The sequence below is a fragment of the Paludibaculum fermentans genome (assembly GCF_051172195.1).
Classification (GTDB): Bacteria; Acidobacteriota; Terriglobia; order Bryobacterales; family Bryobacteraceae; genus Paludibaculum; species Paludibaculum fermentans_A.
Map to the genome: position 1 here is coordinate 232,389 of NZ_JBPJAQ010000004.1, position 23,873 is coordinate 256,261.

Annotated in this window: 24 protein-coding genes; 14 read left to right on the plus strand and 10 right to left on the minus strand. The window is 62.7% G+C overall.

Annotated elements, in window-relative coordinates; genetic code table 11:
* Window positions 1-14: 14 nt before the first annotated feature.
* Window positions 15-2,156, minus strand: coding sequence for an ATP-binding protein (locus tag ACR9Y2_RS37730; RefSeq protein WP_435047082.1), 2,142 nt, complete (start codon window positions 2,154-2,156; stop codon window positions 15-17).
* Window positions 2,157-2,307: 151 nt separating this feature from the next.
* On the opposite strand from ACR9Y2_RS37730, the gene ppk1 reads away from it, so the two are divergent.
* Genes ppk1 through ACR9Y2_RS37745 form a run of 3 tightly spaced genes read left to right on the plus strand, consistent with a single transcriptional unit; the run spans window position 2,308 to window position 5,986 of the window.
* Complete coding sequence (gene ppk1 / locus ACR9Y2_RS37735; RefSeq protein WP_435047083.1) at window positions 2,308-4,452, plus strand: polyphosphate kinase 1; 2,145 nt, start codon at window positions 2,308-2,310, stop codon at window positions 4,450-4,452.
* The gene (locus tag ACR9Y2_RS37740) at window positions 4,446-5,255 is read left to right on the plus strand and encodes a polyphosphate kinase 2 family protein (protein WP_435047084.1); all 810 of its coding nucleotides are present in this window, start codon (window positions 4,446-4,448) and stop codon (window positions 5,253-5,255) included. The genes ppk1 and ACR9Y2_RS37740 overlap by 7 nt, the downstream gene beginning before the upstream one ends.
* Entirely contained in the window at window positions 5,255-5,986 is a 732-nt protein-coding gene (locus ACR9Y2_RS37745) for a hypothetical protein (protein ID WP_435047085.1), read from the plus strand. The genes ACR9Y2_RS37740 and ACR9Y2_RS37745 overlap by 1 nt, the downstream gene beginning before the upstream one ends.
* A gap of 6 nt (window positions 5,987-5,992) precedes the next feature.
* Here the strand turns inward: ACR9Y2_RS37745 and ACR9Y2_RS37750 are convergent, their stop codons facing one another.
* Complete coding sequence (locus ACR9Y2_RS37750) at window positions 5,993-6,211, minus strand: hypothetical protein (protein ID WP_435047086.1); 219 nt, start codon at window positions 6,209-6,211, stop codon at window positions 5,993-5,995.
* 148 nt (window positions 6,212-6,359) lie between these two features.
* Between ACR9Y2_RS37750 and ACR9Y2_RS37755 the strand changes: the two genes are divergently transcribed.
* The 6 genes from ACR9Y2_RS37755 to ACR9Y2_RS37780 all read left to right on the plus strand — a co-directional run bounded on the left by ACR9Y2_RS37755 (window position 6,360) and on the right by ACR9Y2_RS37780 (window position 12,159).
* Window positions 6,360-7,103, plus strand: coding sequence for a DUF3108 domain-containing protein (locus ACR9Y2_RS37755; RefSeq protein WP_435047087.1), 744 nt, complete (start codon window positions 6,360-6,362; stop codon window positions 7,101-7,103).
* A gap of 24 nt (window positions 7,104-7,127) precedes the next feature.
* Window positions 7,128-8,219 carry a GDSL-type esterase/lipase family protein gene (locus ACR9Y2_RS37760; protein ID WP_435047088.1) on the plus strand — a complete coding sequence of 364 codons (1,092 nt, stop codon included), beginning with the start codon at window positions 7,128-7,130 and terminating at the stop codon, window positions 8,217-8,219.
* Between the two features lie 4 nt (window positions 8,220-8,223).
* Window positions 8,224-9,306, plus strand: coding sequence for a hypothetical protein (locus tag ACR9Y2_RS37765; RefSeq protein ID WP_435047089.1), 1,083 nt, complete (start codon window positions 8,224-8,226; stop codon window positions 9,304-9,306).
* 33 nt (window positions 9,307-9,339) lie between these two features.
* Window positions 9,340-10,365, plus strand: a complete 1,026-nt coding sequence (locus ACR9Y2_RS37770; protein ID WP_435047090.1) for a dihydrodipicolinate synthase family protein — start codon at window positions 9,340-9,342, stop codon at window positions 10,363-10,365.
* Window positions 10,366-10,376: 11 nt separating this feature from the next.
* Entirely contained in the window at window positions 10,377-10,976 is a 600-nt protein-coding gene (locus ACR9Y2_RS37775; RefSeq protein WP_435047091.1) for a BMC domain-containing protein, read from the plus strand.
* Window positions 10,977-11,151: 175 nt separating this feature from the next.
* The gene (locus tag ACR9Y2_RS37780) at window positions 11,152-12,159 is read left to right on the plus strand and encodes a radical SAM protein (RefSeq protein WP_435047092.1); all 1,008 of its coding nucleotides are present in this window, start codon (window positions 11,152-11,154) and stop codon (window positions 12,157-12,159) included.
* A gap of 7 nt (window positions 12,160-12,166) precedes the next feature.
* Here ACR9Y2_RS37780 and ACR9Y2_RS37785 read toward each other — a convergent pair whose 3' ends face one another.
* The gene (locus ACR9Y2_RS37785) at window positions 12,167-12,550 is read right to left on the minus strand and encodes a hypothetical protein (RefSeq protein WP_435047093.1); all 384 of its coding nucleotides are present in this window, start codon (window positions 12,548-12,550) and stop codon (window positions 12,167-12,169) included.
* Window positions 12,551-12,621: 71 nt separating this feature from the next.
* Window positions 12,622-13,236, minus strand: coding sequence for an HAD family hydrolase (locus ACR9Y2_RS37790; protein WP_435047094.1), 615 nt, complete (start codon window positions 13,234-13,236; stop codon window positions 12,622-12,624).
* Window positions 13,237-13,260: 24 nt separating this feature from the next.
* On the opposite strand from ACR9Y2_RS37790, the gene ACR9Y2_RS37795 reads away from it, so the two are divergent.
* Entirely contained in the window at window positions 13,261-13,761 is a 501-nt protein-coding gene (locus ACR9Y2_RS37795) for a hypothetical protein (RefSeq protein ID WP_435047095.1), read from the plus strand.
* Here ACR9Y2_RS37795 and ACR9Y2_RS37800 read toward each other — a convergent pair.
* The 5 genes from ACR9Y2_RS37800 to ACR9Y2_RS37820 all read right to left on the minus strand — a co-directional run bounded on the left by ACR9Y2_RS37800 (window position 13,758) and on the right by ACR9Y2_RS37820 (window position 18,300).
* Window positions 13,758-14,309, minus strand: a complete 552-nt coding sequence (locus tag ACR9Y2_RS37800; protein WP_435047096.1) for a hypothetical protein — start codon at window positions 14,307-14,309, stop codon at window positions 13,758-13,760. The genes ACR9Y2_RS37795 and ACR9Y2_RS37800 overlap by 4 nt on opposite strands.
* Window positions 14,310-14,322: 13 nt before the next feature.
* Window positions 14,323-16,335: an alkaline phosphatase gene (locus ACR9Y2_RS37805; RefSeq protein ID WP_435047097.1), complete on the minus strand. Its 2,013-nt coding sequence runs from the start codon at window positions 16,333-16,335 to the stop codon at window positions 14,323-14,325.
* Between the two features lie 131 nt (window positions 16,336-16,466).
* Window positions 16,467-16,823: a hypothetical protein gene (locus ACR9Y2_RS37810; protein ID WP_435047098.1), complete on the minus strand. Its 357-nt coding sequence runs from the start codon at window positions 16,821-16,823 to the stop codon at window positions 16,467-16,469.
* Between the two features lie 18 nt (window positions 16,824-16,841).
* Window positions 16,842-17,828, minus strand: a complete 987-nt coding sequence (locus tag ACR9Y2_RS37815; RefSeq protein ID WP_435047099.1) for a phosphomannomutase/phosphoglucomutase — start codon at window positions 17,826-17,828, stop codon at window positions 16,842-16,844.
* A 52-nt stretch (window positions 17,829-17,880) separates the two neighbouring features.
* Window positions 17,881-18,300, minus strand: a complete 420-nt coding sequence (locus ACR9Y2_RS37820; RefSeq protein ID WP_435047100.1) for a 23S rRNA (pseudouridine(1915)-N(3))-methyltransferase RlmH — start codon at window positions 18,298-18,300, stop codon at window positions 17,881-17,883.
* An 81-nt stretch (window positions 18,301-18,381) separates the two neighbouring features.
* On the opposite strand from ACR9Y2_RS37820, the gene accD reads away from it, so the two are divergent.
* The 4 genes from accD to ACR9Y2_RS37840 are packed head-to-tail and all read left to right on the plus strand — an operon-like array spanning window position 18,382 to window position 23,343.
* Window positions 18,382-19,242, plus strand: a complete 861-nt coding sequence (gene accD / locus ACR9Y2_RS37825) for an acetyl-CoA carboxylase, carboxyltransferase subunit beta (RefSeq protein ID WP_435047101.1) — start codon at window positions 18,382-18,384, stop codon at window positions 19,240-19,242.
* Between the two features lie 10 nt (window positions 19,243-19,252).
* Complete coding sequence (locus ACR9Y2_RS37830; protein WP_435047102.1) at window positions 19,253-20,827, plus strand: N-acyl-D-amino-acid deacylase family protein; 1,575 nt, start codon at window positions 19,253-19,255, stop codon at window positions 20,825-20,827.
* Between the two features lie 19 nt (window positions 20,828-20,846).
* Window positions 20,847-22,760: an ABC-F family ATP-binding cassette domain-containing protein gene (locus ACR9Y2_RS37835; RefSeq protein WP_435047103.1), complete on the plus strand. Its 1,914-nt coding sequence runs from the start codon at window positions 20,847-20,849 to the stop codon at window positions 22,758-22,760.
* A 19-nt stretch (window positions 22,761-22,779) separates the two neighbouring features.
* Window positions 22,780-23,343: a hypothetical protein gene (locus tag ACR9Y2_RS37840; RefSeq protein WP_435047104.1), complete on the plus strand. Its 564-nt coding sequence runs from the start codon at window positions 22,780-22,782 to the stop codon at window positions 23,341-23,343.
* Window positions 23,344-23,435: 92 nt separating this feature from the next.
* On the opposite strand, the gene ACR9Y2_RS37845 is transcribed toward ACR9Y2_RS37840, so the two are convergent.
* On the minus strand, window positions 23,436-23,831 hold the full coding sequence (locus ACR9Y2_RS37845) for a response regulator (protein ID WP_435047105.1): 396 nt from the start codon (window positions 23,829-23,831) through the stop codon (window positions 23,436-23,438).
* Window positions 23,832-23,873: the final 42 nt, after the last annotated feature.

The following is a 23,873-nucleotide window of genomic DNA, read 5'->3' on the forward strand; positions in this document are numbered from 1 at the left end:
GTCGATAGGTGAATTCAGGCGCGCCCCGGATGGCCCGCCGCTTTCCCATGGGCAAAGCGCGCCACAACCCGCTGCAGTTCAGCCGGATCCACAGGCTTCGGAATGTAGTCGTCCATCCCCGCCTCGCGGCAGCGCTGGCGGTCTTCCTCCAGCAGCGACGCGGTCATGGCGACCACCGGTGTCCGCCGGCCGCAAGCGCTCTCCACCGCCCGGATGCTGCGCGTAGCCACGAAGCCGTCCATCACCGGCATGAAGCAGTCCATCAGGATGAGATCGAAGCGCGCCTCGCCCGCCAGCACACGCACGCAGTCCAGGGCGATCAAACCGTTCTCGGCGAGTTCCACTTCACAGCCCAGCCGCTGCAGAAAGCGCGTGGCCACACGCTGATTCACCTTGTTATCTTCCACCAGCAGGACCTTTAAGCCATGCACAGTCGCGGCAGCAGGCTCTGCCGAAAACACTGGATCCTGCGCCAGTTCGTCCTGCCACACGCCGGAGATGCGCCTCAGCTTCAACTCCACCCGGAAGGTGGAACCGGCGCCCGGTTGGCTCTCCACCTGAATCGTGCCGCCCATCAACTGGATCAACTGGTGGCTGATCGACAACCCCAGCCCCGTGCCGCCAAAGCGCCTCGAGGCCGAGGAATCCGCCTGGTAGAACTTCTCGAACAGATGCGGCAGATTCTCAGCCGCTACTCCGATCCCGGTATCGCACACCGCAATCCGCACAGGCACCAGCTCGCCGGCAGCCTCGCCGGCCTCCACTTCCACCCTCACCTCACCGTGCTCCGTGAACTTCACGGCGTTCCCCACCAGGTTGAGCAGCACCTGCCGAATGCGGCCAGGATCCCCTTCCAGCATCACCGGCAGCTCACCCGCCAGCCTGACGTGAACCTTCAGCCCCTTGGCTTCCGCGCTCGGCAGCACCAGCGCGGCCACCTGCTGCACCAACTGGCGCAGATTGAAGGCCTCCTGTTCGATCTTGAGCTTACCGGCCTCGATCTTCGAGAAGTCCAGCACATCGTTGATCAGGCGCAGCAGCGACTGGCCGGAGCTCTCGATAATCTGAACCTGCTCGCGCTGCTCGCGCGGCAGCGGCGTCTCCAGCAGGATGTGCGACATCCCGAGAATCCCGTTCATCGGCGTGCGGATCTCGTGGCTGATGGACGCCAGGAATTCACTCTTCGCCCGGGTGGCGACCCCGGCCAGGCGGTTGGCATGCCGCAGCCGGCCGTTCTGCACCACCAACACCACCCCCATGATCGCCAGCAGCACCGTCCCGTAGAACGAGATGCGCGACTGGCGGGCCTTCGACTCCAACTCCGAAACGATCCGCATCTCGTTCCCCATGAACGAGGACCAGAAATCCAGGATGTGCGTGAACGAACCGTCGCGGCTCATCTCCGTGATCCCCTTGCGCAACAGGATCGCCGCCGCGGCGCTTTGCTCATTCGCCAGCACGGACAACATTCGGTCGGCGCTGGGCACATTCATCACCACCAGGGAGACGCCCTCGCAGTCAGGAGGGCGGATGAGTAGTTTCTGCTCCAGGAATCGTTGCTCGATGATGCTCGCATCCACCTCGCCGCGGCAGAGCGCTAGCAACCCTTCGGCCCGCCCGGCAATCTGGCGCGCGACCATGCCGGGTGGAGGCGGAGTCCCGCCAATCTCACGCACAATTCGCAGATAGACCGCCCCTACCCGCTTATCCTTCAAATCGCTGATGGCGTGAACGGGGCTGCCGCTCCGCGAGACGATGCAGAGCCGGTTCATCAGCCAGGGATCGGAGACATGCAGCCACTTGCGGCGCTCCGGCGTATCGGTGGCTGCCGGCCACAGGTCCACGAGATTGCGGCGAAACGCCTCGTCCACACCCACCTGCGTCTCCACGAAGGTCAGTTGGATCCCCTTACGCCGCGCTGCTTCTCGCAGCACCTCCACCGCCAGCCCGGTGGGCGGCTGGCCCGGGCTCAATACGCTGTACGGTGGAGCGTTGTCCGCGCCCACGCGGAATGCCTGCTGGCTGAGCGTCCGGTACATGCCCAGATGCCAGATCAGCAGCGCGACCGCACCGCAGGCCACCACGGCCACCGCGACCAGCAGCACGCGGAGAGTGTTCCAGAATTTGAAGGCGGGGAGTTTCCCTGCGTCTTTCATCAAGATCCTAATGCCTGTCAGCCGAGCCGCTCCAGGGCCGGTGGCGATGCAGGCACCTTGATTGATTAGAGAACGGAGCGCACAATCTTGTCGAGCGGGAAACTCGTCCCAGCGCCGGAAGCGGGTGTCGGCTACCCTGTTAGAAGCGCATATGCCGGGCAACAAAAGGAAAATCGTAAAAACAGTTCCGGCCGCGACTTCGAAAAGCAGCCCCAGGAAAGAGAAATCGGAGCCGGCGCCTGTCGACCTCAACGCGCCCTCGCTCTACCTGAACCGGGAACTCAGCCTGCTGGCGTTCCAATCCAGGGTGCTGGAAGAGGCGCGGGATCCCAGCAATCCCCTGCTCGAGCGGGTCAAGTTCCTCTCCATCCTGGGCTCCAACCTGGACGAGTTCTTTATGGTGCGCGTCGCGGGCGTCGCTAACCAGATCGAATCCGGCATCCTCGACGCTGGCCCGGACGGCATGTCCCCGGCACGCCAGTTGGAGGCAATCCGGACCTATTGCCAGTCTCTGTTTGCCGAGGCCCAGGCTTGCCGGAAACTGCTCTTTGACGAGCTGCGCACCCACGGCATCCATGTGCTCGAATACAAGGAGCTCAGCGAGCACCAGAAGGAGCACGCCCGGCGCTACTTCGACGACACGATCTATCCGGTCCTCACTCCGCTCGCCTTCGATCCCGGGCGCCCCTTTCCGCACATCTCGAACCTCAGCCTGAACCTGTCCGTGCTGATCCGCGATCCCAACGGCGTCGAACACTTCGCCCGCGTCAAGGTGCCCGATACCCTGCCCCAGCTGGTGCCGCTGCAGCGTACGGCCCACAAGCGCAACGGCAAAGGCGTGTCCTTCGCCTGGATCGAGCAGGTCATCCAGGCCAACCTGGGCGCGCTCTTTCCGGGCATGGAGATCGTCGAGTCCCATCCCTTCCACGTCACCCGCGATGCCGAAATGGCCATCCAGGAACTGGAAGCGGAAGACCTGCTGGAAACCATCGAGGAGGGTGTCCGCCAGCGCCGCTTCGGCGCCATCGTGCGCCTCCAGGTACCTAAGCAGATGCCGGAGCGCCTGCTCGAAATCCTCAAAACCAACCTCGAAATCGACGATACCGACGTCTACAAGACCGAGGGCCCGCTCTCCCTCGTCCGCCTGCGCCACCTGGCCTCGCTCGACCGGCCGGAGCTGAAAGACGCTCCCTTCACGCCCGCCACATTGAAGCAGAGCGCCGAAGACGAAGATATCTTCAGCATGGTCCGCCGCGGCGACATCCTGCTGCACCAGCCCTTCGACAGCTTCCAGCCCGTGGTGGACTTCCTTCGAGCTGCCGCGCGCGATCCGCAGGTGCTGGCCATCAAAATGACCCTCTACCGCGTGGGCCGCAACGCGCCGGTCGTCGAGGCCCTGCTCGAAGCCAACGAGAACGGCAAACAGGTGGCCGTGCTGGTGGAACTCAAAGCCCGCTTCGACGAGGAGTCGAATATTGAATGGGCGAGGGCGCTGGAAAAAGAGGGCGTCCACGTCGTCTACGGCCTGGTCGGCATGAAAGTCCACTGCAAGGTCGCCATGGTGGTCCGCCGCGAAGCCAATCTCATGCGCCGCTACGTCCACCTGTCCACCGGCAACTACAACGCAGTCACCGCGCATCTCTATACCGATCTCGGCCTGTTTACCTGTGACGAGGACTTCGGCGCCGACAGCACCGACCTGTTCAACTACCTCACCGGCTATTCCGCCAAATCGGACTACCGCAAACTACTGGTCGCCCCCATCAATCTCCGCCAGCGGCTGGAAGGCCTCATCCAGCGCGAGATCGCCCACGCCAAGGCCGGCAAAGACGCCCGCATCATCATGAAGATGAATGCCCTGGTGGATCCCCGCGTCATCCGGCTGCTCTACAAGGCATCGCAGGCCGGGGTCCAGGTCGATCTCCTCTGCCGCGGCATCTGCTGCCTGCGGCCCGGCGTGCCCGGCGTCAGCGACAACATCCGCGTCATCAGCGTCGTCGGCCGCTTCCTGGAGCACAGCCGCATCCTCTACTTCCGCAACGACGGCGACGAAGAGATCTACATCGGCTCCGCCGACATCATGCCGCGCAATATCAACCGGCGCGTGGAAACCCTGTTCCCCATCCAGAAAGCCTCGCTCGTGCGGCAGATCCGCGATAGAATCCTGTCAGTCTATCTGGCCGATAACGTGAAGGCGCGCCGCATGAAGCCGGACGGTACTTACGAGAAGATGCCCCGCAAGGACACCGAGAAACCGCACAGCGCGCAGGCGATCCTCCTCAAAAGCCGATGCTAGAAAACGTAAACCTGAAACGGAAACTGGCGCGCGCCGAATACAAACAAGAGATGCCGGCCCTCCAGCGGCGGCTCTACACGCTGGAGAAAGCCTGCTGGGACCACCGCATCCCCTCCATGGTCATCTTCGAGGGCTGGGATGCCTCCGGCAAAGGCAGTTCCATCTCCACCCTCACCCAGCGCCTGGATCCGCGCGGCTTCAAACTCTATTCCATCCAGCCGCCCCGCACCTACGAACAGAACCATCCCTGGCTCTGGCGCTTCTGGCTCAAGGCCCCCAATCGCGGGGAGATGACCATCTTCGACCACTCCTGGTACCACCGCGTCCTGGATGAGCGCGTCGAAAAACTGGTGCCCGAAAAGACCTGGCGCAAGGCCTACAAAGACATCATCGAATTCGAGCGGATGCTGGCCGACGACGGCACGGTCATCCTCAAGTTCTGGTTCCACATCAGCAAAAAGGAACAGAAACGGCGCTTCGAGAATATCGAGGCCGATCCGCTGGAATCCTGGCGTGTCACCTCGCAGGATTGGGCACGCCAGAAACTCTACGACCAATACCTCGAAGCGGCCGAGGAGATGCTGGAGCTCACCGAAAGCGAGTTCGCCCCCTGGACCATCGTGGAGGGCACCTCCCGCTGGTACGCCCGCCGCAAGGTCTTTCTCACCATCATCGCCGCCCTCGAAAAGGCGCTCGGCCCCGACGTCCCGCCCGTCGAGGAGGCCAGCGCGGAAATCCGGCACGATGCCGAACTGCGCCGCATCATGGACACCCTGGAAAACGAGGGCAACGGAGAAGCCTGATGCTGGAAACCCTCGACCTCAAGCAGAAACTCGATCGCGCCGACTACGCCAAACGGCTCACCCGGGGCCAGATCCAGCTCAGGGAGCTTGGTTGGCAGGTCTACCAGCAGAAACGCCCCGTCGTCCTCGCCTTCGAAGGCTGGGATGCCGCCGGCAAGGGTGGCGCCATCAAACGCATCACCGAAAAGCTCGACCCGCGCGGCTATGCCGTCTATCCCATCAGCGCTCCGCAAGGGGAAGACAAGACTCGCCACTACCTCTACCGATTCTGGCGCCGCCTGCCGGAAAAGGGCCAGATCGCCATCTTCGACCGCTCCTGGTACGGCCGCGTCCTGGTCGAACGCGTCGAAGGCTTCTGCACCGAGGCCGAATGGAAACGCGCCTACAAGGAGATCAACTCCTTTGAACGGCAGCTCCGCGACTCCGGCTGCATCCTCGCCAAGTTCTGGGTCCAGATCTCGCAGGAAGAGCAGTTGAAACGCTTTGAGGAACGCCAGCGGATCGGCTACAAAGCGTGGAAACTCACCGACGAGGACTGGCGCAACCGCGCCAAGTGGAGCGACTACGAAGAAGCCGTCGAGGAGATGCTGCTGAGGACCAGCACCCGCACCGCCCCCTGGACCGTCGTCGAAGGTAACGACAAACACTGGGCCCGGGTCAAAGTGCTGGAACGGCTGGTGGAAGTGCTCACGCGCGAACTCGGCTACAAACCGCGTGATCCGTTGAAATAGAAGCGCCTACAACCGGACCTTGGGACGGCTCCGGAAGGCCTCCAACTGCCGCATGCTCCGCTTGTCCCGCTTCATCTGGCGCTTGCGCTCTTTCATGCCCTGCTGGATCGTGGGCGGTTTGGAGGCAGCACGCCGCTGCGCGGGCGTCTTTTCCTTGGCAACGGAAAGCGGCGCGAAAACCAGCGCGGCGAAGACGGCCAGCGTCAGGCACCAGGTCGTCTTCACGGATGCACCTCAGGCGCAAGTCGGCTCATGGCCCTACCATCGGCTCCACGGGCTGGTAACTTTAGTTCTTGGCGGCTTTGGCGCCCGGCGCCGCCGCATTGCTCCGCGTTTGCGGCTTTCGGAGTCCATCTGCAAGACTGGAGTGGACATGCGCTTGTGGAATCCGCCAGGCGGCGCGATTGTAGTTCTGGTTCTCTTGCTGGCGGGGCACTGCCTTGCGCAGACGGCCACGCCCAATCAGCCCGAAACCCTCACCTACGGAGTCGAATGGCGCTTCGTGCGCGCCGGAGAAGTCCAGCTGAAGTGGGCTGAAGGCGACCGGCAACTGGACATGCTCATGAAGAGCGTCGGCCTCGTGGCCACCCTGTTCACCGTCAACGACACCTACCGAGCCATGTTCGACCCCGGCCTGTGCGCCACGTCCATCACCTGGGATGTCCACGAAGGCCGCCGCAATCGCGAAGTCAAAGCTAGCTTCGACCGGACCAAAAAACGCTCCTCGTTTCTGGAAAAGGACCTGAACACCAATACCGTCGCCCTCACGAAAGAGATCGACATACCCGCCTGTGTCCACGATGTCACCGGCGGTCTCCACAAACTGCGCCAACAGCACCCAGCCCCCGGTTCCGTCCTGGAACTGCCCATCAGCGACGGCAAAAAGGTCGTCATGGCGCGCGTCGAGGCCCAGCAGAAAGAGACCATCAAAACCCCGCTGGGCCAGTTCCCGTCCACCCGATATGAGGCGTTTCTGTTCAATGGAGTTTTGTACGGCCGGAAGGGCCGCCTGTTCATCTGGATCAGCGATGACGAAAAACGGCTCCCGGTGCAGATTAGAATCCAGCTTCCGTTCTACGTGGGCACACTCACCCTGCAGCTCGAAAAGGCCCAGTAGCCCGGAGAAGAGGGAGAATTATTCATGCTGAGGATTGCCATGTGTACATTCCTGGCAGCGGTTCTGCCACTTTCCGCCCAGCCGCAAAACGCGGCCTCCGCGGTGCCCGACGACCAGCAGGTGCTCGCCCTGTATGAACGCAGCCTGCAGTTGATTGAAGCCAGCGGCATCGCCAGTCCCGAACTCGGCCGAGCCGGCGTCCCCCTGGCCGAAAATATGCGCCAGGCCATGGAGAGCCTGAAGTTCCTCGGGATCCGGAACCCGCAGCTCCACTACCGGTTCATGACCAACCTGCACGCCTTCGTCCTCATCTCGGATACCGTTCCTAAACCAGTGCCCTTCCCCGAGATCGGCCGCCTGCAACTGGCCGAACTGCGCGACAACCTGGGCAAAATCGAGCTGTACTTCCAGCAGCAGATTGCCGGCCTGCAGGCCGAACTCCGCTCGCCCGATCGCGACGAAACCGCCCGCTACCGCGACGCCAACACCTCCCTGCCTGCCCCCGACCCCAGGAATCCCCGCGTCGTCTTCCTCGGCGACTCCATCACCGACATGTGGCGGCTGAACGAGTACTTCTCCGGCAAGGACTATGTCAATCGCGGCATCAACGGCCAGATCACCAGCCAGATGCTGGCCCGCTTCCAGGCCGACGTGGTCCTGCTGAAACCCGCGGCCGTCGTGATCCTGGCCGGCACCAATGACATCGGCCGCGGCGTCAATCCGTCCGTCATCCAGAACAACCTGACCATGATCTGCGACCTCGCCGACCTCCACAAGATCAAGGTGGTCCTGGCCAGCATCCTGCCCGTCTCCGATCACCACAAGAACGTCAACCCCATGTGGGAGCGCACCAAACTCCGCCCGCCGGCCGCCATCCTGGAAATGAACAAGTGGCTGCAGGCGCTGTGCGAGAAACGCGGCTATACCTACCTCGACTACTACCCCGCCATGGCCGCCGCCGATGGCCAAATGGCCTCGAATCTGGCGGATGACGGCCTCCACCCGAACCCGGGCGGCTACCGCATCATGGCCCCCATCGCCACTGCGGCTATCGAAAAAGCGCTGGGTCCCGCAAATGGAACACAACCCGCGGGCCGCAAGAGGCGTCTATTCTAGTGGCATGAGCCTGCGCTCTCTACTTGTGTTGTGTCTGGCGGCCACCCTGTCGTTCGGTCAGGGCATGCGGCTGACCGTGGGCCAGTTGAAGTCGTTCCTTCGCTCGTCCATTCAGCTGAAACACCCGGACAAACAGGTAGCTGACTATCTGAAGAACGTAAAGCTCACTGAACAGTTCACCGCCCGGGATCTCGAAGAAATGCAGGGCGAAGGCATCGGCGCCCGTACTTCCGAAGCCCTGCAGACCCTGGTCACGTCCACCGCGAACCTCTCAAAGCCGGCTCGCGACCCCGTGGTAGCCAAAGCGCCCCCGCCTCCGCCCATGCCCCCACCCAGCTCGGAAGAACAGGCGAAGGTGATCGAGGAGGCACGCGAGGTCGCGCTCAATTACACCAAGCGCCTGCCCGACTTCATCTGCACCCAGGTCACCCAGCGCTATGTCGACCCCTCCGGCCTCGAGATGTTCCACATGGTCGACCGCGTGATCGAGCGCCTCAGCTACTTCGAACAGAAGGAAAACTACAAGCTCATCTCCGTCAACGGCAACCTCACCGAGATGGATCGCGACAAACTGGGCGGCGCCACCTCCAGCGGCGAATTCGGCAGCATGCTGCGCGAAATCTTCGAGCCCTCCACCGAGGCCGAATTCCACTGGGAACGCTGGGCCAAGCTGCGCGGCAACCTCGTCCACGTCTACTCCTACCGCGTCAATCAATCGCGCTCGAAGTGGCACGTCTCCTGGCAGCGCCAGATGGAAATCGTACCCGGCTACAAGGGCCTCATCTACGTCGACAAGACCACCCCCATCGTGCTGCGCGTCACCCTGGAAGCCGAGAACATGCCGGCCTCGTTCCCCATCCAGGTCGCCACCACCATGCTCGACTACGACTTCACCTCCATCTCCAACAATCAGTTCCTCCTGCCCCTGCGCTCCGAAATGCAGATGCGCGAGGGCAAAATCCTGGTGAAGAACGAAGTCCAGTTCCGCAACTACCGCAAGTTCGGCGCCGAATCGTCCATTACCTTCGACACCAGCGCGGAGCCCATCCCCGAAGACAAGCTCAAGGAAAAGCCGCCCCAACAGTAGCAGCTTGTCCTGCTTCGGAACTTGATATCGTGGATGGAAGTGAAACTGAAAGGCGTGTTCACCCCGACTCTCGTCCCGGTGGATGAGAAGGGGCAAATCAACGAAGCCGAGATGCGGCGCTTCCTGTCGTGGCTCATCGACAAGGGCGTCCATGGTCTCTATCCCAACGGCTCCACCGGAGAGTTCACCCGCTTCACCGCGGAAGAGCGCCAGCGCATCGCCCGCATCACCTGCGAAGTCGCCAAGGGACGAGTCCCGGTTCTCGCCGGCGCCGCCGAAGCCAACATCCGCGAAACGCTAAAGGCCTGCGAGACTTACGCCGGGTACGGCGCCCGCGCGGTGGCCATCGTCTCGCCGTTCTACTACAAACTCGGGCCCGAGTCCCTCTACGCCCACTTCGCCGAAATCGCCAAAAACTCGCCCATCGATGTCACGCTCTACAACATCCCCATGTTCGCCAGCCCCATCGATGTGCCCACCATCCAGCGGCTGTCCGAGTTCGAACGCATTATCGGCATCAAGGACTCCACCGGCGACGTCGCCTTCATGCTCCGCATGATCGCCGCGGTCCGTCCCAACCGCCCCGACTTCACCTTCCTCACCGGCTGGGATGTTGTCCTCGCCCCCATGCTCATGATCGGCGCCGACGGCGGCACCAACGCCACCAGCAACGTCGCGCCGGAGCTCATGCGGAAACTCTACGACCTCACCACCTCCGGCCAGTGGAACGACGCCCTGAAGCTTCAGACCACCATCCTCGAACTGTTCGACCTCATGCTCTACCCGTTCGAGTTCCCCGACGGCTTCCGCGCCGGCGCCGCCCTCCGTGGCTTCGACTTCGGCCAGGGCCGGCAGCCCTCCACCCCGAAGCAGGATGAAAACAAAGCCGCCCTCGCCCGTACCCTGCGCTGCATGCTGGCCGATTCCGGCATCGTCGAACCGCCCGCCGGCGGCTGCGCCCCGCGCACTGGCAACATCGAGAAGGATCGCATCACCCAGATCGCGCTCGAAATCGTCGGGCAGCTCGAAGAACGGGGTCTGATCTGCCGGAAGCCGTAGCATTCATTGAGGTGGGCGGCTGGTCGCCGGCCATGCTCATCCTGGACGCCATGGAAAAGACCGGCTCGGTCCGCATCCTGCAGGCGGAACTGAACGATCAGCCCGGCGTCTGCCTGAAAGTCATCGGCCCGCTCGGCGATGTCCAGTCGGCCGCCGCCGCCGCCCGCCAAATCGCTGAAAAGATGATGGTGCAGATCGTGGCGGACGTCATTGCGGCGCCGCACGAAGGAGCCCCGGCAGCCTATGAAGCCCTGCCGGACTTCAACCCGCTATTCTCGCAGGCCACCGTCCAAGTGCCGGATAATGTGAAAGATAAGGAGAAAGTCGTGGATCAACAGGCAGGTTTCGCCGTCGGATTGATTGAGACCCAGGGCTTTACGGCAGTCTTCGAAGCCATCGACACCGCTCTCAAGACCGCTTCCGTCGAGGTACTGGCCCGCGAGAAACTGGGCGGCGGCTATATCACCGTCATCATCAAGGGCGACGTCGCGGCCGTTTCCGCCGCCGTGGAAGCCGGGAAAAGGAAGGTCGAAGGCCTCGGCAAGCTCATTGCGGCCCATGTCATCGCCAGTCCCTCCCAAGGTGTCATCGCTCTCCTGCCAAAGCTCTGAAACAAAACCGTCACGCAACGCATCCAATCAGAATAAGCTGGTATAAACCCGCAGTTCGCGTGACCAATCATGAACAAATCACTGGCCATTCTATTGGCCTTTTATTCTCCGTCCGAGGCCGAGTGAGTCTGTCCGATTGCTTTCCTGGACAAAAGTGTTGAAGGAGTGAAGCCGGGTGCAGACGAAACACGTAGTGCAAGCCTGGGGCATGATTCTAAAGGGAAATCGCCCCACCCTGTCCATCGAGATTACCCGTGAGTGCCCCCTGCGCTGTCCCGGTTGTTACGCCTATGACGAGTCTCACCTCGGCGGCGGAGTTACCCTTCGGGAACTCGCTGACCGTAAAGGCCAGGCCTTGGTCGACGGCGTTATGGGCGTCGTGGACCGCTTAAAACCGTTACATCTGTCAATTGTGGGTGGAGATCCGCTCGTTCGTTACCGCGAACTCGAGCAAATGGTCCCCATGCTGCTCGATCGTGGCATCCACGTCCAGATCGTCACCAGCGCCTTCCGTACGCTGCCAGCCGGCTGGGTCGACCTGCCGCGCCTCAATGTCGTCGTCTCCATCGACGGCCTGCGCGAAGAACACGACGTCCGCCGCACCCCGGCCACATACGACCGTATTCTCAAGAACATCCAGGGCCAGCGCATCACCGTCCACTGCACCGTCACCGGCCAGATGATGAAGCGCCCCGGTTACCTCAAGGAGTTCCTGGACTTCTGGGCTCCGCGCGACGAGATCCGCAAGATCTGGTTCAGCCTCTTTACACCCCAGATCGGCGACGACCTGCCCGAGATGCTCACCAAGGCCGAACGCGCCCAGGTCATCACTGATCTACTACAACTGAGGAAGCACTACCCCAAGCTCGACATGCCGGAACGGCTGATCAAACAGTTCGCCACTCCGCCCTCCAGCCCGTCCGACTGCGTCTTCGCCCAGACCACCCAAACCGTCTCGGCCGATCTCAAAACCGAGATCACGCCCTGCCAGTTCGGCGGCAATCCGGACTGCTCCGCCTGCGGCTGCATCGCCTCCATGGTACTCGGCGCCGTAGCCGACTTTAAGCTCGGTGGCATCATTCCGGTCGGCGCCATATTCCGCGCCTCCGCCAAAATCGGCCAGATGAATGCCCGTGGCAACCGCCCGCAAGAGGTCCAGCAACCCTTCCGGGTGCTCCCCTAGCCGCCGCTTATTGCGGGTATTGATCCCAGTGGCCGTTCGTCATCCGGCCGCTCGTCTTCTTCGCATACTCCGGATCGCTGGCCGGATTCACGTTCACAATCAACAGGTTAGCTGGACCGCCTACACGCAGCGGCGCGCTCGGATCCGCTGGAAATATGAACTTCCCCTGCACGTGGAACAGCACGCCATCAGACGGGATCTGCGTCTGCGACTTCTCACCCAACGCCGTGACCACGCCATTGTGCACCACCACCACCGATCCCGACACCGGCGGCCGCCCCGATCCGTCCATGAGAATCGCGTCCAACAGCACCTTGGGCTGATCGCCCGCATTCCGCCGGCAACCGCCCAGGCAGGCCGCGGCCACAAGCACCATCACTAATCCGCGCAAATCAGTTGCTCCAGTTTCAGCGCGCGCAAATCGGGAACAAGAATGTCCGGACGGTGCTGCGCGAGCTCATCCTATGGTACGACACCCGTTCCCACCGCCACGCTGCGCAACCCGTTCGCCCGCGCCGCCAGAATGTCGTTCGGATGATCCCCAATCAGCGTTGCCACCGTTGGCGCCTCCAGCCACTCGCGCCGCCGCGCTTCCGCCAGCGCCAAGCCCGCCAGTTCGGCCCGGGTCGCCCCCTGCTCCGCAAACGCCCCATACCGGATATGCGGCCGCAATCCCGCCTGCGTCATCTTCCGCCACCCGATCCTCGACAGGTTCCCCGTCACCAGCCCCACCACCACCCCTTCCGCCGCCAGCCGCTCCAGCAATTGCGGAGCCCCGGGGCAAACCTTCTCCCGCAGGTCCGGACAACGCCGCACATAAAGGGCCTGCGCTTTCTTCATAATCGCCAGCATCAGCTCCGGAGCCGCCTCCGCCGCGCCCGCCTGCCGCAACATGCATTGCAGGATGTCGCCGTCCAGCATCCCCTGTACCGGAATCCCGTCCGTCGTACTCCGCACCCCGGCCACCTGCCAGATCGCCTCCTCCAGCACTTGCCGGTGATGAGGTCCAGACCGGCTCAACAGCGTCCCATCGATATCGAACAGAACCAGCACTCGAGACTTGGCGTAGCGGGGCATCTCCTCAGGTTAGAATGATAGGGAATGCAATTGCTTCAGGCAGGAACGCACCAGGTTGTCGTCTTGGAACTCGACGCGGACCTGCTTCGCCAGGGAGCCGAGGAAACCGGCTTCGTCTGCGAGGTCACCGACACCCCCCGCAGCTCGCTGCTCGAGCTCAGCGCACTCGATCGCGACGGCCCGCTGCTGCTGTTCGATGCTTCCGATCCCACCAACACCGGCTGGTTCTCCCGTTGCCAGTTCTATGTGGATGGCCGTACCGGCGGCGTCCTCCAAACCCCCTTCGTCGTCGCCAACAAACGCGATGCCGGGGGACGGCCCCACTCCCGCGCACTTTCCGTCCAGGTCTTCAAGGAACTTCCCTCTCATTTCCGTCTCCCCGGCCGCCAGCCATTAAATGAGAAGGTCCTCTACGCCGTGCTGTTCAACTTCCTCTCGGCTCTGCAGAAAGTGGGCGTAGGAATCTGCGGCCCCACCACCGTGGTCCGGCCCGTAGCCGGCCGCGTCGACGCACCACCCCGTTAACGCTCGGCCGCCAGCTCTCGCGCCAGCCAGGGGTAGAACCGCCCAACTTCCGATTCCCGCATCAGGACAAGCTGCCCTACCGGCGCACCAGCCTGCCCCAACCCCAGCGCCATCAGCAGACGCCCGCCCGGCAGCCTCCGCACCCGCATCCGGTAACCTGCCGCACCCGGCACCACATACCCGCGCGTCGCATCGCCAGGGAACAGCGCGTCCACGTTTCGCTCCGGCTCGTAGTTCCGTGTCACGCTCAGCAGCTTCCGGTCCGCCGCCCGGAACACCAGCACATGCGAGAAATCGTGGTGGTCGATCTCGCCCAGTTGGAACTGCCACGACACCAACCCGCCGCCGGACTCCGCCACCAGCGCCGGCCGCCCCAGGGCCCGCACCACCTCCTCCATCGACTCGTCCAACGTCAACCACACCACCCCGTCTGCCTTCACCTGGGGATCCGCCAGAGCCGGCAATCGCGTCGGCGCATCAGCCCCTGATAACAGCGCTGGGGGCGCCGCGGTCAGCAGCGCCCCCAGCAGTACAATCAGTCTGTTCATCGTCGCCCCGTGCTCACTTCCCGACCGTCTTGGGATACTTGCCGTTCACCAGCAGGTCCAGCAGCTTGTCCGCTTCCGTCGTATCGCCGGCAATCGCGTCGGCAATCTTGAAGAAGATATCCGTCTGGTCCATATACCCCGTGAACAGGAACGCACCCGGACCTTCCGCCGTCACCGGCACGCTGGAACCCGTATGGTCGCCCGTCCGGAAACCCACCGCCAGACGCCGCAGCCCGGCGCCCGAATTCACCGGATAACCCGTGGCCGCATCCAGCTTGTAAGCCGTCAAACCGGAGTAGGCCGAATAGGTGCTTGACGCTGGATCGCTCGCGCTGTCAGTCGAAGCGAAGCTGCCCGGCATTGCCGCCGCGCCTCCATTGTTCGACGCCGTCGTGCTGGTGTTGATGAACGGCAGCCCGGCGCGAGCATTCGAGTACGAATCGCCCCACACCGTGAAATTCTGATCGCCGCGCGAGGTCGTATACGAGATCTTCTCGCTCTTCGTCCGGTCGAAGTACTCCGAATCCGGCGTATTGCTGACGCCGATGATGTGCATCGACTGGTCGTGATCGGCCGTCACCACAATCAGCGTATCCTTCAACGACCGCTTCGCCGCCCACGCCCGCGCCACGCCAATCGATTTATCGAACTCGATCGTGTCCCAGAACACGCCTGCCGCCTGGTTCGGGTGCGACTGCTTATCGATCGACGCCGCTTCCACCATCAGAATGAACGGAGCCTGCGTGAAGCTCCCGGCCAGAACATCGATCGCCTTCTGCGTCATCACATCCAGCATCGGCTGGTCGGGATACGCGCCCAGGTTGGCCGTAGGCTCCGACGCCGGCCGCGTCAAGCGCAGCTTGTCGTAAGCGACATCCATGTTCACATCCGAAGCCGTCGCAATCCCGTTGCTCGCCGGAGCCGGACTGGCCGAGCCCTTGAACAATCCCAGCACCGAAGGACCGTAGACATTCTTCAGTTGCGACGCCGTCGTCACGTAGTTGTACCCCAGCGCCTGGAACTCGCCAATCAGGTCGCGCTTGTCCGTCCGGCCCGCCGCCGTGAAAGGATCCGCGCCGCCGCCCAGGATCACATCGAACGCCGGACGCCCGCTCAGCATCGGATTCTCGCGGTACTGCCGTGCAATCTCCAACCGCATCTGCCGGTACGCCACATACGAACCTTCCACCGCCGGGGTAGCATCGGTGATCGCCGCCGTCGAGACAATCCCGGCCCGGTAGCTGTAGCGGCGCTTCAGATACTGCCACAGGTTCTCCACCCGCGGATTGTCCGTCATATACGGCAGCGTCGCCACGTTGGTCAAACCCGTAGTACGCCACGCGCAGTCGGTGCCGTCGCCCAGCGAATTCACCGCGTTCAGGAAGCTCTTGTTCCCCGTAGCCCACGCCGTCCCCGTATTGGCCGAATCCGGCACAATCGAGTCCGTCCCATAGGTCATCGACATGCCGCTCACCGGCATCTTGTCCATCTGCAACAGATCGTCGAAGAAGCCGTCGCGGAACGAGTTCTTTCCGTTCCCGTCGACGATCGCCCGCGACACCAGCCGCGCCGCGTCCCGATACGCCGTGCCCATTGCGTCGCCGATAAACAAGATGATGTTCCGAGCCTGCCCGTCCGGCAGCTTGAACTCCCGCACTTCCACGGTGCGGGTGTCCGTCACGGTGGTCCCATCCGCCGCAATCGACACCTCCAGCTTTACCTGGCCCGGCGTCGGGAACGACTGCAGGTCCGCCCGCACCACCCAGTCACTCGAGGTATCGCAATCCAGCGCCGCCTTCACCGGAGCCTGGAACTTCGACGTCCAATCCACGCCCCCGGCCAGCACCTTCAAACCGCTCACCGCGGCCGCGTTCCGCACTTCCAGCACAATATCCACCCGCTGCTTCTCCAGCAGCCGCGCATGTTCCGGCAACAGAATTCGCACACTGGGAGCGCTGCTTTGCGCGAACGCAGGCGCGCACGCCAGCACCATCAGGACGCCCGGCAGGGCTCGTTTCAGGTTCACAGGGTTCTCCATTTCCAAAGTGAGGCTGGCGCGGTTGGCGCCGCCGCCAATTGGCCATGGTAGAGACCCGTTATCTCGACTTAACGACTGTGGAGTGAATAAGCGGTGAATGCGGAGGCCGCCTCTGGCGCCTACGCCCCGACGGCCCGCTTGGCCTCTTCCACAACAGCCTCCACCGTCTTCCGGTACTCATTCAGCTTCTCTTGCGTGGTCGCCTCAAACCGCAACACCAGAATCGGCTGCGTATTCGACCCGCGCACCAGCCCCCAGCCTTCGTCGAACAGGATTCTTACCCCGTCCACGTCCACCGTCGGCAGGATCGCCTGGAAATGCGCCTTTACCCGATCGACAACTTTGAACTTCAGCTCGTCCGCGCAATCCACCCGCAGCTCCGGAGTAAACACCATCTTCGGCAGCCCGTCCGTCTGCGCCGACAGCGGCTTGCCGGAATCCGCCACAATCTCGATCAACCGGCAGGCCGCGTACAACGCATCGTCGTACCCGTATTAGCGGTCCGCAAAGAACATGTGGCCCGACATCTCGCCCGCCAGTTCCGCATGCTCTTCCTTCATTTTGGCTTTGATCAGCGAGTGGCCGGTCTTGTACATGATCGCGTTCGCGCCCAGCCGGTTCAGCTCGTCGTACATCACCTGCGAGCACTTCACTTCGCCGATGAACGTCGCCCCCGGCTTCCGCGTCAGGATCTCGCGCCCGTAGATCAGCATCAGCATGTCGCCCCAAATGACGTTGCCCTTCTCGTCGACGGCCCCAATGCGATCGGAATCCCCGTCGAAGGCAATGCCCAACTCAGCGCCCTGCCGCGCCACTTCCGCCTTCAACATCTCCAGATTGTGTTCCACTGTCGGATCCGGGTGATGGTTCGGAAACGCCCCGTCCGGCTCGAAGAACATCTCGGTCGCCTCGACGTCCAGCTTCTCCAGCAACCGGTGCATCGTGGGCCCGGCCACGCCGTTGCCCGCGTCGAACACCACCTTCACCCGCCGCGAGAACTGGAACTGCCGCGGAATCTCCTCCACATACGGAGTGATCACGTCGGCCATGCCCAGCGTGCCCTGCCCGATGATGAAATCCTCGTCCTTCAGAATCCGGTAGACCTCCTGGATCTGGGCGCCATAGATCGTGCCCTTCCCCAGCATCGTCTTGAACCCATTGTATTCAGAAGGGTTATGCGAGCCCGTGATCATCACCCCGGCCTCCGAGCCAAGATAATGCACCGAATAGTAAAGAACCGGCGTCGGCACCTGGCCCAAGTCCGTCACCTGGCAACCCGTGCTCAGCAGTCCCTCCACCAACGCGTCCTTCAACCGCTGGCCGCTCAGGCGGACATCCCGGCCGACATTGATCCTGGTCGCTCCATTGCGGAGCAGAAAAGTCCCCAGGGCGCGGCCCAGGCCGATCACATCCGGACTCAGCATCTCCACATCGGCGATGCCGCGAATGTCGTACTCACGAAAAATGGTCTGTTTCAGCATGAAGGAGAACTCTTGTGTTTTTATTTTACTTAAACGCTAACTTCGAGCAACTTCAGCGTGGATACGGATGACCCCGCAACATGGTCAGCGCCCTGTAAATCTGTTCGGCCAGAACGGCCCGGGCCAGTTCGTGCGGCATCGTCATCTGCGATAGTGACAGCAGCAGGTCCGCCTTGGGTTTCCACTCCGGCGGCAACCCGTCGTGCCCGCCTATCAGAAATACCACGTCCCGCGCCTCCAGCTCCGCTTTCCCCACCAGCATGGAAAATGCATGGGAGTCCATCGGCTTGCCCGCCGGGTCCAGAAACACCTTCCGGGCCGTCGTGTGACGCCCGAAAAGATCGAACCGCCCCGGCTGGATCTCTCTCATTTCACAAGCCATATACCGCGACGCCCGCTTCACGAACTCCTGCGCCATACCGTTCGAGTGCACGTCCCGGGGCTTGCCGATGAAATACAAATACAGCTTCAAGGGGACAGTATCGCCGAGAATCGCAGTTGAGTACACCCGCCCCGACTTGTTACGGTGGTTTAAGGCGGACTCCGCCCACCCATGGACTGGTTCAAACTCCAGAAGAAAGTCACCGCCGTCAAAAGCGAGGAAGAGCGCCATATCCGCACCGAAGGGTTGTGGATCAAGTGCGATAGCTGCCGCCAGATCATCTGGCGCAAAGACCTCGAAGAGACCCTGCAGTGCTGCTCGAAATGCGGCCATCATTTCCGCATCGATGCCCGGACACGCCTCAACTACCTCATGGACAACGGCGTGTGGCAGGAACACGATGCCGGCATGACGTCCTCCGACCCGCTGGAATTCGTCGATTCCAAGCCCTACAAAGACCGTCTCGCCGGCATGCAGAAAAGCACCGGCATGAAGGACGCCGTCATCTCGGCCACCGGTAAAATCCAGGGCCGCCAGGTGCACGTCTGCGCCATGGAATTGAAATTCATCGGCGGCTCGATGGGCTCGGTGGTTGGTGAGAAGATCACCCGCATGGTCGAGCGCTCCATCGCCGACAAATCGCCCTGCATGATCGTCTCGGCCTCCGGCGGAGCTCGCATGCAGGAAGGCGCCATCAGCCTCATGCAGCTCGCCAAGATCAGCGCCGCGCTCATGAAGCTCGACGAGGCCAAGGTTCCTTACATCAGCCTGCTGACCGATCCCACCACCGGTGGCGTCACCGCCAGCTTCGCCATGCTCGGCGACCTCAACATCGCCGAACCCGGCGCCCTGATCGGCTTTGCCGGTCCGCGCGTCATCGAGCAAACCATTCGCCAGAAGCTGCCCCAGGGCTTCCAGCGCGCCGAATTCGTCCTTCAGCACGGCTTCCTTGACGCAGTCGTGAAGCGCAGCGAACTCCGTGCCTTCATAGCCCGTTCGCTCGACTTCTTCTGCGGTCCGCTGGCCGCCTGAGATTCGATCCATGAACCCATCCTGGAGACTGCCCGCGCTCCTCCTGCTCAGCGCAGCGCTGACGCACGCCCAGCAGTTCGACACAATTATCCGCAACGGCCGCCTGCTCGACGGCGCCGGCAACCCCTGGTTCCGCTCCGATATCGCCATCAAGGACGGCCGCATCGCCGCCATCGGAGCCCTGCCCGGCGCCACCGCCACCCGCGTCATCGACGCCCGCAACCGCCTCGTCAGCCCCGGCTTCATCGACGTCCATACGCATGTCGAGGGCGCCGTCGAAAAGGTCCCGCGCGGCGACAACTACCTGCTGGACGGCGTCACCACCATCGTCACCGGCAACTGCGGCGGCTCCGTCGTCAATATGGCCGAGTGGTTCCAGTCCCTCGAAGCCAAAGGCCTCGGCCTGAACCTCGCCTCCCTCATCGGACACAACACCGTCCGCCGCCAGGTGATGGGCACCGAGAACCGCCCCGCTACGCCCGACGAGATCGCCAGAATGAAGGCCCTCATCCACGAGGCCATGCAGGAAGGCGCCGTCGGCTTCTCCACCGGGCTCATCTACATCCCCGGCACTTACTCCAACAGCGACGAAGTCGTCGACCTCGCCCGCGCCGCCGCCAGCTACCAGGGCGTCTACGCTTCCCACATGCGCGACGAAGGGGCAAAAATCCTCGATGCCATCAACGAAGCCGCCCGCGTCGGCCAGGAAGCCGGCATGCGCGTCGAGCTCTCCCACTTCAAGATCGATACCCCGCGCCTCTGGGGCATGAGCGACAAGTCCCTCGCCTTGGTCGAGGACTACCGTCGCAAAGGCGTCGATGTCGTCGTCGACCAGTATCCGTACGACCACTCCTCCACCAACCTCGGCATCACCCTGCCCTCCTGGGCCCTCGCCGACGGCCAGGCCAAGATCAGGGAACGCCTCACCACCCCCGGCTCCCGCAAGGAGATCGCCGAGCAGATGGAGCGCATGATCAAGGACCTCGGCCACCCCGACTACAGCTACGCCATCGTCGCCCGCTACACCCCCAACCCCGAGTTCGAAGGCAAGAATATCGTCGACGTCACCAAACTGCGCGGCCAGGAGCCCACAGTCGCCAACCAGATCGACACCATCCTCGAAATGATCGCCGCCGGCGGCGCCCAGATGATCTACCACTCCATGGGCGATGACGACATGCTGCGCATCATGCGCTACCCCAACACCGGCATCGCCAGCGACGGCGGAATCCGCATCTTCGGCGAAGGCATGCCCCACCCCCGCGCCTATGGCACCAACGCCCGCGTCCTCGCCGAATACGTCCGCAAACGCGGAGTCCTCACCTGGGAAGACGCCATCCGCCGCATGACCTCCCTCCCGGCCCGCACCTTCAACTTCCAGGATCGCGGCGTTCTTCGCGAAGGCGCCGCCGCCGATATCCTCGTCTTCGACCCCGAACGCGTCCAGGACAAAGCTACCTACACCCAACCCCACCAGTACACCGAAGGCTTCGACTTCGTCCTCGTCAACGGCGTCGTCATGGTGGAAGACGGAAAATTGACCGACGCCCGCGGAGGCCGCATCCTGCGCCACGCCGCGCGCTGACAAGAGAGTTCCCGAATTAATGATTTCGCTCGTAAATGCCAGTAAACGCTTCGGTCCGAAGCTCCTCTTCGATGGGGTCAACTGGCTCATCACTCCGCAGGACCGCGTCGGCCTCGTCGGCGCCAACGGTACAGGCAAGTCCACCGTCATGAAGATCCTCGCCGGTTTCGAAACCATCGACTCCGGCGACGTCACTACCCAGAAAGGCATCACCGCCGGCTACCTGCCCCAGGATGGCCTCAGCCTCTCCGGCCGCACCGTCTTCGAAGAGTGCCTCTCCGTCTTCGACCACATCCGCGACATGGAACGCGAGATGGAACAGCTCGCCCATGCCATGAGCGAACTCGACCCGCTCAGCGAAGAATACGCCATCACCACCGACCGCTTCGGCCACCTCGACTCCCAGTTCCGGAATCGCGACGGCTACGCCCTCGAAGCCAAGGTCGGCTCCGTCCTCAGCGGCCTCGGCTTCCCCAAGGAAGAGTGGACCAAGCGTACCGAATACTTCTCCGGCGGCTGGCAGATGCGCATCGCGCTCGCCAAGCTCCTGCTCGAACAGCCCGACCTCCTCCTGCTCGACGAACCCACCAACCACCTCGACCTCGAGGCCCGCAACTGGCTGGAAGAGTACCTCGCCAACTACCCCAACGCCTTCGTCCTCATCTCCCACGACCGCTACTTCCTCGATGTCGCCGTCTCCAAGATCGTCGAACTCTGGAACAAAAATCTCCACTTCTACACCGGCGGCTACGAGCGCTATCTCTCCCAGAAAGCCGAACGCCTCACCCTGCTCGAATCCGCTTACCGCAATCAGCAGGAGCGCATTGAACAGCTCGAGTCCTTCATCAACCGCTTCCGCTACCAGGCCACCAAAGCCAAGCAGGTGCAGTCGCGCATTAAGGAACTCGAGAAGATCGAGCGCATCGAGATCCCGCCCGAAGAGAAGGCCATTCACTTCTCCTTCCCCCAGCCCAAAGCCTCCGGCCGCGTCGTGGCCGAGTTCACCAACGTCTGCAAGGCCTACGGCGATCGCGTCATCATCGACAAAGTGAACTTCGCCATCGAGCGCGGCGAACGCGTCGCCCTCGTCGGCGTCAACGGCGCCGGTAAGTCCACCCTCATCAAACTCCTGGCCGGCACCGAATCCCTCACCCGCGGCGATTACAAGATCGGCCACAACGTCCAGCCCGACTATTTCGCCCAGGATCAGTACAAGGAACTCGACACCGACTCACGCCTCCTCGACGACCTGATGAGCGTCGCCAACGGCAAGACTGTCACCGAGCTCCGCAGCCTGCTGGGCTGCTTCCTGTTCAGCGAAGACGATGTCTTCAAGCAGATCGGCGTCCTCAGCGGCGGCGAACGCAATCGCTACGCCCTGGCCCGCATGCTGCTCAATCCGTCAAACTTCCTGCTGCTCGACGAACCCACCAACCACCTGGACCTGCGCGCCAAGGACGTCCTGCTAGAGTCCCTCCAGGCCTTCACCGGCACCGTGGTCTTCGTCTCGCATGACCGCTACTTCATCGACAAACTCGCCACCAAGGTCTTCGAAATCGCCAACGGCGAAGTGGAAGTCTTCCCCGGCAACTACGAGGACTACCAATACCGCAAAGCCGGCGGCTCCCCCGTGGTCTCGGCCCCCGTCGCCGCGGCCGTTGTCGAAGACCCGTCCATCCCCAAGGCCGAAGCGCGCAAGCAACGCCTCAACCCGCTGAAAGTGAAGCAGTTGGAAGACAAGGCCGCCAAACTCGAAGCAAAATCCATGGAGCTCGAAGCCGAAATCGGACAGCTCGAACAGGCCCTCCAGGATTTCGTCAATGCCGAAGAGACCCGCCGCCAGATGGAACTCCTAGACCAGCGCCGCAAGCAGCTCGACGAGGTCCTGGCCGAGTGGGAATCGGTTTCCCTCGAGATCGAGGAAGTTCGCTAAACCGCCAGGCGGATTTACAATGGAATTAATGGGTGATCCCCTCTACCTCTCTCTCTGGCTGAAGAACTATTCCACCTTGGCCCTCCCCCTCTACATGAAGAAGGCCATGGGCGTGCTCCCAGTCTCCCGCCTCGCCCCCGGAGGCGTTTTCCGCGTCTGCGCCCTGAACTTCCAGGAAGCGCCCTTGTGGGAAGAGTACATCGAAGGCGATCTCGACCCGCAAAGCCTCGCCACCCGAGCCCAGGACTTCCTTCACGACGACTGTGCTTTACAGATCGAAACCCGCTGGGAACTCTACCAATGGGATGGAGATTGGGAATTGAAGCCCTCGCCCATCACCTTGGAAGTCTACGGCCCGGAATTCGACAGCGGCCGCGGCGAGCACGCAAGGGTCTACTTCGGCCCCGAGGCCCTTTACCTGCCCCAGCCCCAAAGCGACCAGCTCCGCCCGGTCCAATCCAACATCCGCAGCATGCTCCACCTCGCCCAGGACATCGAAAACGAGCTCATCATCGACCGCCGCATCCTGTGGTCAGAAGACGAAGAGAACTTCGTCGACAAGCTGATGCTGATGCTCGACTAGGTGCGCGAAAAACAGAGCCGTGAGCGTCAGCGAGCGGAGGAGTCAGCCGGAGTCCCCAGCCAACAAACGCGGCTCTGTGCGAGCCAAGCCACCTACCCGCCGTTCCCCGCCGCCTTCACCGCCGGCGCCAATGCCGCAATCGCCTCCAGCAGCTGCTTCGGCACAAACGGCTTCAACAACGACCCCACCCGGGGCCGCAACGCCGCCGGCACCGCTTCATTGCTGAACGGCGTCCCGCTGGAAATCAACACGCGCACTGTGTCCGATTCGCGCAACAGCACACCCATCACCGCTTCCCCCGGCATATCCGGCAGCTTCAAATCCAACACAACAATTTGAAAGGGACAGGGGGTCTCGCGGCATTTCTCGATAGCAGCCTGGCCGGTTTCACACACGTCGACCGTATAGCCCTGCCGCTCCAAATACTTGCGGAGCAGGTTCAGCAGCGGCCGTTCGTCGTCCACCAGGAGTAGCGAGAGGTTCGCCATGGGTGCGCCCTCTGAACATACCATCTAAGAAGGAGAGGCGTC

Coding starts and splice junctions, on each gene's coding strand:
- ACR9Y2_RS37740 (WP_435047084.1), top strand. CDS start 4,446: ATGCTAGAAAACGTAAACCTGAAACGGAAACTGGCGCGCGCCGAATAC.
- ppk1 (WP_435047083.1), top strand. CDS start 2,308: ATGCCGGGCAACAAAAGGAAAATCGTAAAAACAGTTCCGGCCGCGACT.
- ACR9Y2_RS37755 (WP_435047087.1), top strand. CDS start 6,360: ATGCGCTTGTGGAATCCGCCAGGCGGCGCGATTGTAGTTCTGGTTCTC.
- ACR9Y2_RS37815 (WP_435047099.1), bottom strand. CDS start 17,828: ATGCTGAAACAGACCATTTTTCGTGAGTACGACATTCGCGGCATCGCC.
- ACR9Y2_RS37745 (WP_435047085.1), top strand. CDS start 5,255: ATGCTGGAAACCCTCGACCTCAAGCAGAAACTCGATCGCGCCGACTAC.
- ACR9Y2_RS37770 (WP_435047090.1), top strand. CDS start 9,340: ATGGAAGTGAAACTGAAAGGCGTGTTCACCCCGACTCTCGTCCCGGTG.
- ACR9Y2_RS37730 (WP_435047082.1), bottom strand. CDS start 2,156: ATGAAAGACGCAGGGAAACTCCCCGCCTTCAAATTCTGGAACACTCTC.
- ACR9Y2_RS37845 (WP_435047105.1), bottom strand. CDS start 23,831: ATGGCGAACCTCTCGCTACTCCTGGTGGACGACGAACGGCCGCTGCTG.
- ACR9Y2_RS37760 (WP_435047088.1), top strand. CDS start 7,128: ATGCTGAGGATTGCCATGTGTACATTCCTGGCAGCGGTTCTGCCACTT.
- ACR9Y2_RS37800 (WP_435047096.1), bottom strand. CDS start 14,309: ATGAACAGACTGATTGTACTGCTGGGGGCGCTGCTGACCGCGGCGCCC.
- ACR9Y2_RS37795 (WP_435047095.1), top strand. CDS start 13,261: ATGCAATTGCTTCAGGCAGGAACGCACCAGGTTGTCGTCTTGGAACTC.
- ACR9Y2_RS37765 (WP_435047089.1), top strand. CDS start 8,224: ATGAGCCTGCGCTCTCTACTTGTGTTGTGTCTGGCGGCCACCCTGTCG.
- ACR9Y2_RS37790 (WP_435047094.1), bottom strand. CDS start 13,236: ATGCCCCGCTACGCCAAGTCTCGAGTGCTGGTTCTGTTCGATATCGAT.
- ACR9Y2_RS37830 (WP_435047102.1), top strand. CDS start 19,253: ATGAACCCATCCTGGAGACTGCCCGCGCTCCTCCTGCTCAGCGCAGCG.
- accD (WP_435047101.1), top strand. CDS start 18,382: ATGGACTGGTTCAAACTCCAGAAGAAAGTCACCGCCGTCAAAAGCGAG.
- ACR9Y2_RS37840 (WP_435047104.1), top strand. CDS start 22,780: ATGGAATTAATGGGTGATCCCCTCTACCTCTCTCTCTGGCTGAAGAAC.
- ACR9Y2_RS37835 (WP_435047103.1), top strand. CDS start 20,847: ATGATTTCGCTCGTAAATGCCAGTAAACGCTTCGGTCCGAAGCTCCTC.